The 14719-nt window shown below is 73.2% G+C and carries 13 protein-coding genes and 2 pseudogenes; 4 read left to right on the forward strand and 11 right to left on the reverse strand.

What is annotated here, in order from left to right:
• Nucleotides 1-465: 465 nt before the first annotated feature.
• The gene (locus B1205_RS27070) at nucleotides 466-1509 is read left to right on the forward strand and encodes a polyprenyl synthetase family protein (protein WP_089158177.1); all 1044 of its coding nucleotides are present in this window, start codon (nucleotides 466-468) and stop codon (nucleotides 1507-1509) included.
• Here B1205_RS27070 and B1205_RS27075 read toward each other — a convergent pair.
• The 8 genes and pseudogenes from B1205_RS27075 to B1205_RS32575 all read right to left on the reverse strand — a co-directional run.
• On the reverse strand, nucleotides 1506-1922 hold the full coding sequence (locus B1205_RS27075) for a cold-shock protein (RefSeq protein WP_089158178.1): 417 nt from the start codon (nucleotides 1920-1922) through the stop codon (nucleotides 1506-1508). The genes B1205_RS27070 and B1205_RS27075 overlap by 4 nt on opposite strands.
• A gap of 57 nt (nucleotides 1923-1979) precedes the next feature.
• The gene (gene mnhG, locus B1205_RS27080; protein ID WP_089158179.1) at nucleotides 1980-2396 is read right to left on the reverse strand and encodes a monovalent cation/H(+) antiporter subunit G; all 417 of its coding nucleotides are present in this window, start codon (nucleotides 2394-2396) and stop codon (nucleotides 1980-1982) included.
• Nucleotides 2393-2656, reverse strand: a complete 264-nt coding sequence (locus B1205_RS27085) for a monovalent cation/H+ antiporter complex subunit F (protein WP_089158180.1) — start codon at nucleotides 2654-2656, stop codon at nucleotides 2393-2395. Before B1205_RS27085 ends, mnhG begins: the two co-directional genes overlap by 4 nt.
• Nucleotides 2653-3258 carry a Na+/H+ antiporter subunit E gene (locus tag B1205_RS27090; RefSeq protein ID WP_089158181.1) on the reverse strand — a complete coding sequence of 202 codons (606 nt, stop codon included), beginning with the start codon at nucleotides 3256-3258 and terminating at the stop codon, nucleotides 2653-2655. The genes B1205_RS27085 and B1205_RS27090 overlap by 4 nt, the downstream gene beginning before the upstream one ends.
• On the reverse strand, nucleotides 3255-4715 hold the full coding sequence (locus B1205_RS27095; RefSeq protein WP_089158182.1) for a proton-conducting transporter transmembrane domain-containing protein: 1461 nt from the start codon (nucleotides 4713-4715) through the stop codon (nucleotides 3255-3257). Before B1205_RS27095 ends, B1205_RS27090 begins: the two co-directional genes overlap by 4 nt.
• Nucleotides 4712-5139, reverse strand: a pseudogene (locus B1205_RS27100) (NADH-quinone oxidoreductase subunit K). Before B1205_RS27100 ends, B1205_RS27095 begins: the two are co-directional and overlap by 4 nt.
• Nucleotides 5136-6161 (reverse strand): hydrogen gas-evolving membrane-bound hydrogenase subunit E, encoded by a 1026-nt coding sequence (mbhE, locus tag B1205_RS32565; RefSeq protein ID WP_369597318.1) that lies wholly within the window; start codon nucleotides 6159-6161, stop codon nucleotides 5136-5138. Before mbhE ends, B1205_RS27100 begins: the two are co-directional and overlap by 4 nt.
• Nucleotides 6162-6759: 598 nt before the next feature.
• Nucleotides 6760-7641 (reverse strand): annotated as a pseudogene (locus tag B1205_RS32575) (proton-conducting transporter transmembrane domain-containing protein); the annotation flags it as partial.
• Between the two features lie 489 nt (nucleotides 7642-8130).
• Here B1205_RS32575 and B1205_RS27110 point away from each other — a divergent pair.
• Nucleotides 8131-9078, forward strand: coding sequence for a hypothetical protein (locus tag B1205_RS27110; RefSeq protein WP_089158245.1), 948 nt, complete (start codon nucleotides 8131-8133; stop codon nucleotides 9076-9078).
• Nucleotides 9079-9093: 15 nt separating this feature from the next.
• On the opposite strand, the gene B1205_RS27115 is transcribed toward B1205_RS27110, so the two are convergent.
• Entirely contained in the window at nucleotides 9094-10725 is a 1632-nt protein-coding gene (locus B1205_RS27115; RefSeq protein ID WP_089158183.1) for an ABC-F family ATP-binding cassette domain-containing protein, read from the reverse strand.
• Between the two features lie 285 nt (nucleotides 10726-11010).
• On the opposite strand from B1205_RS27115, the gene B1205_RS27120 reads away from it, so the two are divergent.
• A complete protein-coding gene (locus B1205_RS27120) occupies nucleotides 11011-11970 on the forward strand; it encodes a TIGR03557 family F420-dependent LLM class oxidoreductase (RefSeq protein ID WP_089158184.1) in 960 nt (319 codons plus the stop codon).
• A 13-nt stretch (nucleotides 11971-11983) separates the two neighbouring features.
• Here the strand turns inward: B1205_RS27120 and B1205_RS27125 are convergent, their stop codons facing one another.
• On the reverse strand, nucleotides 11984-12643 hold the full coding sequence (locus B1205_RS27125) for a response regulator (RefSeq protein WP_089158185.1): 660 nt from the start codon (nucleotides 12641-12643) through the stop codon (nucleotides 11984-11986).
• Complete coding sequence (locus B1205_RS27130) at nucleotides 12631-13818, reverse strand: sensor histidine kinase (protein ID WP_217809886.1); 1188 nt, start codon at nucleotides 13816-13818, stop codon at nucleotides 12631-12633. Before B1205_RS27130 ends, B1205_RS27125 begins: the two co-directional genes overlap by 13 nt.
• 111 nt (nucleotides 13819-13929) lie before the next feature.
• On the opposite strand from B1205_RS27130, the gene B1205_RS27135 reads away from it, so the two are divergent.
• Nucleotides 13930-14679, forward strand: coding sequence for an ABC transporter ATP-binding protein (locus B1205_RS27135; protein ID WP_217809887.1), 750 nt, complete (start codon nucleotides 13930-13932; stop codon nucleotides 14677-14679).
• Nucleotides 14680-14719: the final 40 nt, after the last annotated feature.

Below are 14719 nucleotides of genomic sequence, written 5' to 3' on the forward strand. Positions count from 1 at the left end.
ATCTCGACACGTTCCTGGCGTGCGGCCCACGTTCCGGTGACAGACTCGATCCATGGCGAACGGTGAGCGTGAGCGCACGAACGAGCGCTTCGAGAAGGTGGCCGAGGAGACCTCCGAGACGGTGACCCATGCGGCCACGGTGCTGGAGGAGGAGCTCGCCGCGGGGCTGGCCGGCGCGCGGCGGCTGGAGGAGAAGCTGAGCGAGAGTCGCCGGGTCGACCCGGAGGCGTTCGACGAACTCGTCGCGCGCGTGCGAACCGACGGGCACGCCCTGATCGACACCGTGGTCGGGCAGCTCAACATGGCGGACGACCAGCGCGTCGAGGTCATTCGCCGCTACACCTCCGACGCCCACGACGCGCTGGACACCGTACTCAATCTCGCGCGGTTGGCGCCCGACGTGGCCAACGGGCTCGCGGACCGGCTGGCGTCACCGCGCNGCCCGGACCGACCGGTAGGCTCGCGATGACGCCGACCACCGGGGTGGCCGGCGGGCATGTGGAACGCATGCTGGAGCGCTATCGCGCGCTCGCGCTCGACGCGCTGCTCGACGACGTGCCCGCGGACGGGCCGCGATACCTCTACGACCTGGTGGCGGAATACCCGCGCCGGTGGGGTAAGGGGCTGCGTGCCGCGCTGTGCCTGGCCACCTGCCGGGCGTTCGGCGGCGCGGAATCGGTGGGGTTGAACGCCGCGGTGACCGTGGAGCTGTTCCACAACGCGTTCCTCATCCACGACGACATCCAGGACGCCAGCGAGCAGCGGCGCGGCGCGGCGACCCTGCACGCCGAGTACGGCGTCGGCGTGGCGCTCAACGTCGGCAACATGACGAACCTGCTGGCCCTGCGGCGTCTCGCCGCCAGCCGGGCGGCGCTGGGCTCCGGGATCGCGTGGCGGCTGTTCTCCGAGACCGAGCTGATGATGCGCCACTCGCTGGAAGGGCAGGCCATCGAGATCGGCTGGATCCGCGACAACGTGTGCGACCTGGACGCCGACGACTACTACCGGATGTGCCTGAAGAAGACCTCGTGGTACACGTGCATCTATCCCTGCCGCACCGGGATCCTGGTCGCCACCGGCCGGGAGAACGCGCTCGACGTGCTGGACCGCTACGGCTGGTATCTGGGCGCGGCGTTCCAGATCCAGGACGACGCGCTCAACCTGATCGGCGACTATGCCCGGTACGGCAAGGAGATCGCCGGCGACCTCTGGGAGGGCAAGCGGACGCTCATCCTCATCGACTTCATGCGGCGGTGCACCCCGGAGGAACGCGAACGGCTCGTCGCGTTCCTCGGCCAGACCCGGGCGCAGCGCCGCGCGAGCGAGGTGCGCTGGTTGCACGGACGGTTGCTCGCCTACGACTGCGTGGAGTCGGCCCGCCGCAGCGCCCGGGAACTCGCCGACGCCGCCCGCCGCGAAGGGCAGCGGGCGTTGGGCGCGGCGGCCGACACCGACGACGGCCGTTTCCTGCTCGGCCTCGCCGACTACGTCGTGGAACGCAGCCGCTAGTCCTCCACCCAGCCGTACTGGAGCGCCATCGCGACCAGCGCCCGCCGGGCCGAGACGATCTGCGCGCCGGTCATGCTGGACACGTTCGCCAGCAGCAGCTCGGTGACCGACGCCTCGAACTGGCCGACCGTCAGGACGTCGAACTCGTCGTCGTCCTCGGACGACTCGCCGCGGACCGGCCCGGCGTGCGCGGCGACCGGCGGCACCGACGGCGGGTCGAGCTGCACGCTCGCCACCTTCAGGCCACGATCGGAGTGCACGACCTCGTAGCTGACCTTCATGCCGACGGCGACCGAGTGCCGCTGGTCGCCGAAGTCGTTCGCGTGCACGAAGACGTCGTCGCCGCCGCGCACGGGCGCGATGAACCCGTAACCACGAACGTCGTCGAACCGAACGATCGTTCCTCTTTCCACGCCAACCACCCCAACGCCCGAACCAACGCGCCGCGTCCACGGCAATACCACGACAGGTTAGCGAGCCCGCGCCCGTTCGTGCACTCCGCCCGGCCCACGCGTCCCGGTTTCCTGCGCGCGCCGCGTCCGGACCTGGTCGAGGTGGTCGGCGAGTTCGTCGGTGAGCAGCAGGTCCCGCCGGATGTCGTGGTGCGGGTACGCGGCCCGCCCGACCATGTGCGCCGCGACCGGGGCGGTGGCGAGCTGGAACATGCCCACCAGCACCAGCGTGGTGACGTCCACCCCGGTACGCAGCCGCAACGCGCACCCGAGCAGGACGAGCAGCAGCCCGAGCACCTGGGGCTTGGCGGCCGCGTGCATCCGGGACAGCACGTCCGGGAAGCGGACCAGGGCGATGCCAGCGGCGAGGCTGAGCAGGGCGCCCGCGACCAGGCAGACGCCGGCGACGGTGTCGAGCAGGGCGTCGAGGGTCACTTCGGGTCTCTCCGAGCCGCGAACCGGGCGACGCTGACCGAGCTGACGAATCCGACGACGGCGAGCACCACCAGCACCGGCAGCGCGGTGGCGTCCCGGCTGTAGGCCGCCTCGGCGGCGATGGCCGCGACCAGGACGGCGAGCAGGACGTCGGTGGCGACGGCCCGGTCAAGGATCGACGGCCCGCGGATGATGCGGACGAGGGTGAGTCCACCGGCCACGACGAGCAGCGCGGTGACGGTCACGGCGACGACGGTCACGTCGGTGCCCCTTCCAGGTCGACCGGCTCGGGTGGGCCGGTGGGTTCGGGATGGCGGAGCCGGTCCAGTTCCTCGGCCGAGCCGACGGCGGCGACGATGCGCCCCTCCAGCGCCAGCACGTCATGTCGGAAGCGTTCCACCTCGTCGAGCGTGCGGACCCCGATGACGTGCACGTAGAGCGTGCCGGTTTCCCGGTCGGCCTCCAGGATGAGACTGCCGGGCACCAGGGACAGCGCCTCGGCGGTGAGGGTGAGGTTCAGGTCGCTGTTCACCCGCAGCCGCACCGCGATGATCGCCCCGCGCGGGGGGTGCCCGAACCGGACGGCCAGCCAGGCGACCTGCGCGGACGCGACCACCAGGTCCCACAGGAAGCGGACCAGGAAGCGGGCCAGCGGCAGCGGCCGGATCCGCCCGGCGAACGTCACCGGCGGCAGCGGGAAGACCACCAGCAGCACCGCCGCGACCACCAGGCCGCTGATCAGGTTCGCCCAGCTGAGGGTGCCCCACAGCAGCACCCAGACGGTGACCAGGCCGACCACGGCGACGGCCCGGTTGCGCCACCGGACGCGCCGGGTCAGCGGCTTGCGCGCAGGACCGGTCACGGGGCACCGTCCGGGAACACGGCGTCGACGTACGGGGCCCGGCGCAGCAGGTCGTCGGCGGCGTCGGTGCCGATGTCGAACAGTGGCCCGGCCACCACGGTCAACGCCAGGCCGAGCACCACCAGGGCGGCGGTGGACGCGGTCATCAACCGGGGCAGCACCGCGCCGGCGGGCTCCGGGTCGTCGTGCGGCTGCTCGGCGCCGTCGGTGCGGGCCGCCGGGGTGGTGTCGCCGGGTTCCGGCATGTCCGGGTCCGGGGCCCGCCAGAACGCGAGATTCCACACCCGGGCGATGGCGTAGAGGGTGAGCAGGCTGGTGAGCAGTCCGCCGGCGACCAGCGCCCAGGCCAGCACCCCGCCGTCGGCCACACCGGCCTGGACGAGTCCGAGCTTGCCGAGGAAACCGGAGAACGGCGGGATGCCGGCCAGGTTGAGCGCCGGCACGAAGAACAGCACCGCCAGCAGCGGCGACAGGCGGGCCAGCCCGCCGAGCCGGTCCAGCGCGGTGCTGCCGCCGCGCCGCTCGACCAGACCGGCGGCGAGGAACAGCGTGGTCTGGATGGTGATGTGGTGCACCACGTAGAAGATCGCGGCGGACAGGCCGAGCGGGGTGGTCAGGCCGACGCCGAACAGCATGTAGCCGATGTGGCTGATCAGCGTGAACGACAGCAGCCGTTTGATGTCGGACTGGGCCACCGCGCCGAGGATGCCGACCACCATGGTCAGCGCGGCGACCACCAGCAGCAGGTCGGCGGTGCGGCCACCGGGGAACAGCAGCGTCTCGGTCCGGATGATCGCGTACACGCCGACCTTGGTGAGCAGGCCGGCGAAGACGGCGGTGANGTCCGGCAACGCGTCCAGCCGGTCGACGAGCTGGGCCAGGTTCAGAGTGCCGGTGGCGGCGTACACCAGGCCGATCGCCACCAGGAAGATCAGCGACGAGAGCAGGCTGACCACGACGTACGTGGTGCCGGCCCGGATCCGGTTCTCGGTGCTGCCCAGCGTCAGCAGCACGTAGCTCGCCACCAGCAGGATCTCGAAACCGACGTAGAGGTTGAACAGGTCGCCGGAGAGGAACGCGTTGCACACGCCGGCGGTCAGCACCAGGTAGGTCGGGTGGTAGACCGACAGCGGCGTCTCCTCGTTACCGTCGGCCAGGCCCTGCCCGATCGAGTAGACCAGCACGCAGAGCGTGACCGCGGCGGAGACCACGAGCATCAGCGCGGCGAGCTGGTCGGCGACGAGCACGATGCCCAGCGGCGCGGCCCAGCCGCCCACCTCGACCACCAGCGGGCCGTCGAGCGACGAGCGGGCCAGGAGCAGCCCCGCCACCACGACGGTGGCGGCGAGGACGGTGATGCTGACCCACCGCTGGGCGCGGGCCCGGCCGGCGAGCAGCAGGGTGAGGGCGGCGCCGAGCAGCGGCATCACCACCGGCAGCGGGACGAGCCAGCTCATCGGCCGCTCCCGGAGCCGGTGGCGGCGGGGGTACGACGGTCGTCTTGACCGGAGCCCGGCGCGGGGTCGACGGCCTCGGCGTCGGCGGTGCCGGGCCCCTCGTCCCGGTCGGCCAGCGCCACGATGCGGCGGTCCTCGACGTCGTCCTGCACCTCGTCGTGCCCGTTGAGGTGCCAGCTACGGTAGGCCAGCGCCAGCAGGAACGCGGTCATGCCGAGCGTGATCACGATGGCGGTCAGCACCATCGCCTGCGGCAGCGGGTCGGACATCTCCTCCTCGGCGGTGGTGCCGACGATCGGCGGGCCGCCGGCCCGCCCNGGATGACCCCCAGCAGCACCCGGGTGAGGCTGCGTTCCAGCAGCAGGGTGACACCGGTGGCGAAGAGGACGCCGACCACCAGGACGTAGACCAGGTTGGGGCTCACACCAACTCCTCTTCCCGTACGTCGGCGGGGGTGTCGTCGTGCTGGTCGGCCTCCTGCTGACGGTCCATCTCCGCGCCCAGGCTGCGCAGGATGTCCAGCACCAGGCCGACCACGATGAGGTAGACACCGACGTCGAAGAAGACCGACGTGACGAAGTGGACGTGCCCCAGCACCGGCAGGTGGAAGTCGAGCAGGGCGCTCTGCAGGAAGTCGCCGCCCAGCAGCATCGCGGCGACGCCGGTGCCGACCGCGACGAAGAGCCCGGCGCCGAGCACCCGGCCGGCGTCCACCGGCGCCGCCCCGTTGAGTTCGGTACGCCCACCGGCCAGGTACCGCACCGCCAGCCCGAGGCCGGCGACCAGCCCGGCGGCGAACCCGCCACCGGGCGCGTTGTGGCCGGAGAAGAGCAGGTAGATCGAGAAGAGCAGGATGGCGTGGAACAGCAGGCGGGTGACGACCTGGAGGATCACCGACTGCTGGCGGGCGGTGGCGCCGGTGGTGAGCCAGCGCGGCCGGACGGAGTCCTGCCGGCCCTCGCCGGGAATGCCGCTGCGCATGTCCAGGGCGCGGGAGCGGCGGAAGATCAGGCTGGCCACGCCGGTGGCGGCCACCACCAGCACGGCGATCTCACCCATCGTGTCCCAGGCCCGGATGTCGACGAGCGTCACGTTGACGATGTTCTTGCCGCCGCCGTAGGACACGGCCTCGTCGGGAAAGCCGACCGAGACGGGTGTGGCCACCCGGCTGCCCGCCGCGACGTACGCCATGCCGGCGGTGACCACGCCGACGGCCACGCCGAGCGCCACCCGCAGCCGCCGGCTGGACCGGGTCGGGCGGGCCGAGAACTTCCTCGGCAGCCGACGCAGCACCAGCACGAACATCACGATCGTGACGGTCTCCACCAGGAACTGGGTCAGCGCCAGGTCGGGTGCGCCGTGCAGGATGAACAGCAGCGCCGTGCCGTAGCCGGTCACCCCGACCAGGATCATCGCGGTCAGCCGACGCCGGGCCCGCGCGGCCATCAGCGCCGCGACCACGATCGCGGCGCCGGCGGCGGCCTGCNNNGACCAGCAGCGCGCCGCCGGGCAGGACGACCAGCACCAGCAGGATGACGCCGAGATAGAGCGGCAGGGACCCGCGCTGGGTGGCGCCGGTGAGTTCCACCGCCGCCCGGTCGACCGCGCCGACGAGCCGGTCGTAGCCGGTGGCGCCGTCGAAGGGCAGCCGCAGCAGGCGCGGCCGGCGTCGGTGCAGCAGCAGGAACAGCGCGACGCCACCGGCGACGGCCAGCGCCGACAGGCCGAGCGCCGGGGTCAGCCCGTGCCAGAGCGCGAGGTGGTAGCCCGGGTCGCTGGTCGGGAACTGATCGGCGTACGGGGCGAGCACGCGGTCCAGGGCCGGGGCGAGGACGCCGACCGCGAGGCCGGCGACGGCGAGCACCGCCGCCGGGGCGACGAACGCCCGGTCGAGCGGTTCGGGTCGGGTGTCGGGCACGCCGGGCTTCGACGCGAAGGCGCCCCACAGGAAGCGGACCGTGTAGGCGACGGTCAGCGCCGAGCCGACCACCAGCCCGGCGAGCACCACCAGCTCGGCGGGGCCGCCGTGCAGGAACGCCTCCAGCGCCGCCTCCTTGGCGACGAAGCCGACCAGCGGCGGCAGGCCGGCCATGGAGGCCGCCGCGAGGCCGGCGACCACCGCCAGCGCCGGCGCCCGCCGGCCCAGCCCGCCGAGCTCCCGCAGGTCCCGGGTGCCGGCGACGTGGTCGACGACGCCGACGACCAGGAACAGGGTGGCCTTGAACAGGGCGTGTGCCAGCACCATCGCGGCGCCGGCCAGCGCGGTGTCCCGGGTGCCGGCGCCGAGGATCACCATCAGCAGACCGAGCTGGCTGACCGTGCCGTAGGCCAGCAACAGCTTCAGGTCGACCTGCCGCAGCGCCGCCCAGCCGCCGAGGAACATCGTGACCAGCCCACCGGCCAGCAGGATCACCCGCCACGCGGTGGCCTGGCCGACCGCGGGCCCCATCAGCGCGACCAGGAACACGCCGGCCTTCACCATGGCGGCCGCGTGCAGGTAGGNCCCGAGGAGGACGAGCACGAGGGCGACGGTGAGGTAGCCGCCGTCCGGCAGGTCGCCGGCGATCTCCGACCACCGGTACGAGCCGGCGTGCTGGCCGAGCATCACGAAACCGGCGAGCATCGCCAGGCCGCCCAGCGTGGTCACCAGCAACGCCTGCATCGCGGCGTGCCGGCTGGCCCGGCGGGTCGGGTCGCTGCCGATCAGCAGGTACGAGAAGACCGTGGTCAGTTCCCAGAACACGTACAGCAGCAGCAGGTCGTCGGAGACGACCAGGCCCAGCATCGCGCCGGCGAAGGCGACGAAGACGGCGGCGAACCGCCCGAGGCCGGGATCGTCGGAGTGGAAGTACCGGGCGCTGTAGGTGAGCACGAGCGCGCCGACCCCGCCGACGAGCAGCACCATCAGCCAGGACAGGGTGCCCATCCGCAGGGCGAGGTCCAGGCCGAGCTGCGGCACCCAGGTGACCGTCTCGACGACCGGCGTGCCCGAGCGGACCTGACCGGTGCGGGTCAGGGCCCAGACCCCGGCCGCGGCGGGCACGGCCGCCAACAGGTAGAGCGCCCGCCGACCCCAGAGGCGTACCAGCGCGGGGGCGGTCACGGCTGCGAGCGCATGGACCGCCACCAGAACCAGCACACACCCTCCTCAAGATCGTCGGCCGGTTAGTCAACCCTAACCTGCCGAGCTGGGAACGGCATGTCGGCAGAATCACCGTGGGTCCGGGCCTCGGCGCGGGCGGGCCGGGGTACGGAAACGGGCCGGGCGCCGGAGCGCCAGTCGCCCGGGGGCGGGGTCCGGGACGTACCGGATAGCCTGGGTGACCTGGACAGCAACGGCGTGGCTCGGCGGACGCGCGAGGGCCGACCCGGACGGCGAGGGGATGGCGTGATGCGTGGGGGTGCCCTGCTGTCGATGCGAGCGGCCCTGGCGGGCACCACCGGGAACGCGGTGCTGATGGGTGCCGCGGAGATCAGCACCCCGCTCGGCTGGGTGCTGCTGCCCGGCCTGCTCGGCGTGTCGGCCCGGCCCCGGGTGGCGGCGCTGGTGTCGGCCTGGGCGGGCGTGCTGGTGGTGGCGTCGGTGATCGTTCCGCTGGTCCCCGGCCATCGCACCGACCCGTCGGCGTTGATCGCCTCCGCCGTCAGCCTGGCCGCGGCACCCGTCCTGGCCTGGGTGCGGCGCCGGCCTCGGTCCGCCGCGGTCGTCCGCGCCGACGCGCCCCCGGACGTCGCGGTGTTCACCGTGCCGGCCGGGCCCGGGCACGCCGCGCTGGCGGTCTGCGGCACGCCGGACGAGGTGGGCGCCGCCGTGCCCCTGCGCGGCGGCGGCCTCCGCGTCCTGGTCGGCACCGTCGCGGGCGCCACGCTGGCCACGCCCGCCGCGCGGCGGGCGATCGAGCAGGCGTTCCGCCGCCACGCCGGCCGGTCGCGGCGGTCGCTGCCGGACCTCGTCGACGCGCTCGACCGGGTGGTACGCGAACTCGCGCCGGCGGGCCACCTGCGCGCCACGATCGTGCAGGTGGACCGGGCCGGGGTGGTGGAGGCGGCGCGCTGCGGCTCGCCGGATCTCGTCACCACGTCCGCGCGCCGTGCGGCACTCGCCGGGGTCCCGGGCGGCCCGGCGATCGGATCGACCGCCCCGGCCGGCCGGACGGTAGCCACGCGGGTGGAGTCCGACCGCGTCGCCGTCGTCGGCACCGGCTTCACCGACGCGCACGCCGACCGATGGGTACGCGTGCTCGATCAGGTGGCCGGCGACGAGGACCCGGCCCGGGCCGCGCAGCGGCTGACCCGCGGGCCCCGGGGCGGCCGACGGATCGGCCCGGTGCTCGTCGTCTCGGCCGCCGCCCGCCCGGCCTGAGGTCCACCGCCGGCTTCACCCCGGCGGTCGGGTCTCGGTGAGCCGGCCGTCGGCCAGCCGGAGCCAGCGGTGCACGGTGATCTCGGTCAGGAACCGGTCGTCGTGGCTGACCACGACGAACGCGCCCTGATAGGCGCGCAGCGCCTGCTCGAGCTGGGTGACGCTGGTGAGGTCCAGGTTGTTGGTGGGTTCGTCGAGCAGCAGCAGTTGGGGTGCCGGCTCCGCGTACAGGACACAGGCCAGCGTGGCGCGCAGCAGCTCACCGCCGGAGAGCACACCGACCGGCAGGTGCACGCGGTCGCCCCGGAACAGGAAGCGGGCCAGCAGGTTCATCCGGTCCGACGCCATCCGCGACGGCGCGAACGCGGCGAGGTTCTCGGCGACCGTACGGTCCGGGTCGAGCAGGTCGAGACGTTGCGACAGGTACGCCACCCGCCCCCGCGCCCGCACGGCGGTGCCGGCGACCGGCTCCTGCTGGCCGCCGATCAGTCGCAGCAACGTGGACTTGCCCACACCGTTGGGCCCGAGCAGGGCGATCCGTTCGGGGCCACGGATGCTCAGGTCGACGCCGGTGCCGCCGAAGACCGGCCGGCCGTCGTACCCGGCCTGCATGCCCTCGCCGTGGAAGACGGTGCGGCCGGCCGGCACCGACGTGTCCGGCAGATCCAGGGCGATGTGGTCGTCGCGGCGGGCTGCCTCGCCGGCCTGGTCCAGTCGGGCCTGGGCGTCGCGGACCCGTGACGTGTGCACGTCGGTGGCCTTGGCGGCCGACACCTGCGCGTCGCGTCGGAGTTGGCCGGCGACGATCCGGGCCAGCCCCGCGTCGGCCAGGTTCCGGGAGGCGGTGGACGCGCGTCGGGCGGCGCGTTCGCGGGCCTGCTGAAGCTCCCGCTTCTGCCGCTTCACGTCCTGCTCGGCCTGGCGCACCTGCCGCTCGGCGACCTCCCGCTCGGCCAGCACCGCTCGCTCGTACTCGCTGTGGTTGCCGCCGAACCAGCGGATCTCGCCGCGCTCCAGCGCGGCGATGCGCTCCATCTCGTCCAGCAACTGTCGATCGTGGCTGACCACGAGCAGGCACCCGTGCCAGGACCGCAGCACGGCGAGCAGCCGGGCCCGCGCCTCCCGGTCGAGGTTGTTCGTCGGCTCGTCCAGCAACAGCACGTCGGGGCGCCTGAGCAACTGGGCGGCCAGGCCGAGGGAGATCACCTGGCCGCCGCTGAGCGTGTCGAGCCGCCGGTCCAGCGCCACGTCGGTCAGCCCCAGGCGGTCGAGTTCGGCGCGGCTGCGCTCCGTCACGTCCCAGTCGTCGCCGACGGTGGTGAAGTGCTCCTCGGCGGCGTCGCCCGCCTCGATCGCGTGCAGCGCGGCGATCACCCGGTCGACGCCGAGCACCTGGGCGACCGTCTGCCCTCCGGCGAAGGGCAGGTGCTGCGGCAGGTAGCCCAGCACGCCCTGCACGGTGACGCTGCCACCGGTGGGCCGAAGCTCCCCCGCGATCAGCTTCAACAGGGTGGTCTTGCCGGCCCCGTTGGGTGCGACCAGGCCGGTGCGGCCGGCGGGAACGGAGAAGGACAGATCCTCGAAGACCGGGGTGTCATCCGGCCAGGAGAACGAGAGGGCGGAACTGACGACACAGTTGTCGGACATGACGACCTCGACGGAGAGACGAACCGGCGCGCACGCGCGGCCGGCGGGAACAGGACACGACGACGTGGACGACGCGACGGCGGGAGGCCCGCTCAGTCGGTCGCCGCTCCGGGGCCCTCACCCGGAGATGTCGTCGTCACCTGCCACGATCCGCTCCCCCTCGACAAGTCGGGGCAAGGATAACGCACCGGCCACCGACATCCGCCCGACCAATTCCCGGGACCGGAGGCACCGCGGGAGGTGAATTGGTAGCTTTCCTGCAAAGGGCCACAGATCGGGCAGAAAATGAAAATCGGCTACAAGCTTTCGACCGAGGCGTTCGCTCCGCAGGAGCTCATCCGGCAGGCCGTCGCCGCCGAGCAGGCCGGGTTCGACTTCGTCGAGATGAGCGACCACTACCATCCCTGGCTCGACGTCCAGGGGCACAGCCCCAACACCTGGGTGCTGTACGGGCACATCGCGGCGCGCACCGAGCGGGTCGGCCTGGTGACCGGCGTGACCTGTCCGTCGTTCCGCTACCACCCGGCGATCATCGCCCAGGCGGCCGCCACCCTCCAGATCATCTCCGACAACCGCTTCACGCTGGGGGTCGGCGCCGGCGAGCGACTCAACGAGCACGTCGTGGGCGACTTCCCCTCGGTGGGCCGCCGGCATGAGTGGTTCCGGGAGGCCCTGGAGATCATCCGTCTGCTCTGGCAGGGCGGGTACCGCTCCTACGAGGGCCGGCACCTGCGCGTGGACGACGCGAGGGTGTTCGACCTGCCCGACCAACTGCCCCCGATCTGCGTCGCGGTGAGCGGGCAGAAGTCCCTGCGGATCGCCAACGACCTCGGCGACGGGATCTTCGCCACCGAACCGAAGGCCGAACTCGTTTCCGGCTTCACCGGCTCCGGGCCCCGGTACGCGGAGATCCCCCTCGCCTGGGCCCCGGACGAGCAGACCGCGGCCCGGGCGGTCGTGGAGAAGAGCCGGTTCCTGCTGACCGGCTGGAAGGTGCTCAGCGAGCTGCCCAACCCGGTGAACTTCGAGGCCGCGACGAGCACGGTCACCGAGGACGACGTCAAGCAGCTCTTCGCCTGCGGGCCCGACGTCGAACGGCACCTGGCGGTCGCGCAGCAGTTCGTCGACGCGGGCTTCGACCACCTCGTCACGCAGAACGCCGGGCCGGACCCCGACGGCTTCCTCGACTTCTTCCGCTCCGAACTCGGCGACCGGCTCCGCGCGCTCACCCCCACCGGCTCCTGACCGATCCGCCGGATCAGTGGCCGCCCGTGGATCGCGGGGCGTTGAGGTAGGCGAGGACCGCGAGGACACGACGGTGGCCGCTGTCGCTCACCGCGAGCCCCAGCTTGGCGAAGATGTTGCCGATGTGCTTGTGGACCGCGTTGTCGGTGATCACGAGCTGCCGGCCGATGGCGTTGTTGTCGTGCCCCTGCGCCATCAGGCCGAGCACCTCGCGTTCGCGCGGCGTGAGCGCGGCGATCGGGTCGCCGGCACGGTGCACGAGCTGCGCGATGACCTCCGGGTCCATCGCGGTGCCGCCGTCGGCGACGCGACGCAGGGCGTCGACGAACTGGTCCACCCGGCTGACCCGGTCCTTGAGGAGGTAACCGACGCCGCCGCCGGAGGTGGCCAGCAGCTCGGCGGCGTACTGCTGTTCGACGTACTGGGACAGCACCAGCACCGGGAGGCCGGGATGCTCCCGGCGGGCCCGCAGGGCGGCGCGGATCCCCTCGTCGCGGAAGGACGGCGGCAGCCGGACGTCGACGATCGTGACATCGGGTCGGTGTTCCCGCACGGCCGTGAGGAAACCGGCCGCGTCGTCGGCGACGGCGGCGACCCGGAAGCCCGCCCGACCAAGAAGCAGCTCAAGCCCGGTGGAGAGCAGGACGTTGTCCTCCGCGATCACCACCCGCACGGCAGCTCCACCGTGACCGCCGTCGGGCCGCCGGCCGGACTGTCGACGTCGACGACGCCGTCGAGGGCGAGCACCCGACGACGGATCCCGGCGAGGCCGGTGCCCCGCCGCTCGTCGGCGCCGCCGGTGCCGTCGTCCGTGATCACCACCGACAGTCGACCGGCCGCTCGGCCGACCCGTACGCTCGCCGAGGTTGCCTGACTGTGCTTGGCGACGTTGGTCAGCGCCTCGGCGACGGCGAAGTAGACGGTGGCCTCCGCGGCCGCCGGGACCCGCCCGAGGTCGCCGATGTCCAACCGGGTCGGCACGCCGCACCGGCTGGTCACCGCGGTCAGGGCACCGTCGAGACCCCGGTCGGCGAGGATCGGCGGATAGACCGTCCGAATCACCTCACGCAGCTCGGTCATCGCTTCCTCGGTTCCCTCGTGCGCGTCCCGGAGGAGGTCCTCCACGAGCTGGTCGTCCCGCGTCCGGTCGGCGAACGCCTGCCGGGCCACGGCCAGCCGCATCGCGATGGCCACGAGCCGGGCCTGGGTGCCGTCGTGCAGGTCGCGTTCGATCCGGCGCAGCTCCGCGCCGTGCGCGTCGAGCACGTCCGCGCGGGTGCGGGTCAGCACGGCGACCCGCGCGGCGAGTTGCTCGTCCGTGGGCAGCGGCGAGACCACCGCGAGGCAGATCCGCGCGTGGGCCCGGGCCATCGGTGGAAAGGCGAGGTACGCCACGGCGCCGAGCACCAAAATCTGCGCCGGACCGAGGGTCAACGCCGTCGTCCAGTCGGGTACCGGGACATCGACGACGAGCCGTGGGCGGCTCCGGGGGTCGAACGCCCACCACAGTGGCGTCGCGATCACGGCGACCACGATGTTGCCCACGCACAGCAGCGCCGCCAGACCCAGCGTCAGCCCGGTCAGGGCGTGCACCGGCAGCCACAGCAGGGCGCGGGAGGTACGGCCCCCGGGGCGTCCGGTCGCGGATCCGGCCGGCGGCGGCGTGCCGAGCAGCTTCTCCGCGCGGTCGCGGTGCCAGCCGGCCCAGAGCCGGGCGAGCCGAGGAACGCCCAGCAGCGGCAGGGCGGTCACCGTGGCGACACCGGAGAGCAGCGAGCCCAGCAGGTAGACGCCGGTGCGCCAGGTCCGCACCCACCGCCGGCGCGGGGAAGCTCGCGATTCCGACACGGTGCCGAGTCTGCCCGGTGCCGCCACCGGCGTCACTACAGCCGGCCGTACCTTTCTTCCGGTGGTCCGGGGTATCGGTGCGGGCCGTCGCCGGTCCTACCGTCGGACGACGTGAGCCCATCGAGAGATCCCGCACCGTACGCGGTGCGCCTGGAGTCGGTGTCCAAGCAGTACCGGTCGGGCAGGACCACCGTGCGGGCGCTCGACGCGGTGACCGTCGGGTTCCCGCGTGGCACGTTCACCGCGGTGATGGGCCCGTCCGGTTCCGGCAAGAGCACGCTGCTCAACTGCGCGGCCGGGCTGGACCGGCCGACCTCGGGCGCGGTCCGCCTGGGCGACGTCGACCTCGCCCGCCTGAGCGAGAACGCGCTCACCGAGGTACGGCGGGAGCGGATCGGCTTCGTCTTCCAGGCGTACAACCTGCTGGGCGCGCTGAGCGTCGAGGGCAACGTCACGCTGCCGCTGCGGCTCGCCGGCCGCCGCGCCGACCGGGCGTTCCTGCGCGAGGTGCTCACCGCGGTCGGTCTCGACGCGCACGCGAAGCGGTTGCCCGGTGAACTGTCCGGCGGGCAGCAGCAGCGGGCGGCGATCGCCCGCGCGTTGGTCACCCGCCCGGACGTGGTGGTCGCGGACGAGCCGACCGGTGCGCTGGACACCCACTCCGGCCGGCAGGTGCTGGAGCTGCTGCGCGAGATCGTGGACACCATGGGCCGCACGGTGCTGATGGTCACCCACGACCCGGTCGCCGCCGCGTACGCCGATTCGGTGGTGTTCCTGGCCGACGGCCGGCTCGCGGGCGAACTGGCCCGGCCCACCGCGGAGCAGGTCGCGGCGCGCATGACGCACCGGAGCGGGTGGTGATCCGGCTGCCGGGCGTGCCGCTGCCCCGGGACCTGTCGCT

This window comes from Micromonospora sp. NBS 11-29 (assembly GCF_002140155.1).
GTDB lineage: Bacteria > Actinomycetota > Actinomycetes > Mycobacteriales > Micromonosporaceae > Micromonospora.

Bases quoted from the DNA above. Each gene is read 5' to 3' on its own strand.
- B1205_RS27115 (WP_089158183.1), bottom strand. From the start codon at position 10,725: ATGTCCGACAACTGTGTCGTCAGTTCCGCCCTCTCGTTCTCCTGGCCG.
- B1205_RS27070 (WP_089158177.1), top strand. From the start codon at position 466: ATGACGCCGACCACCGGGGTGGCCGGCGGGCATGTGGAACGCATGCTG.
- B1205_RS27120 (WP_089158184.1), top strand. From the start codon at position 11,011: ATGAAAATCGGCTACAAGCTTTCGACCGAGGCGTTCGCTCCGCAGGAG.
- mbhE (WP_369597318.1), bottom strand. From the start codon at position 6,161: ATGGCCGCGCGGGCCCGGCGTCGGCTGACCGCGATGATCCTGGTCGGG.
- B1205_RS27110 (WP_089158245.1), top strand. From the start codon at position 8,131: ATGCGAGCGGCCCTGGCGGGCACCACCGGGAACGCGGTGCTGATGGGT.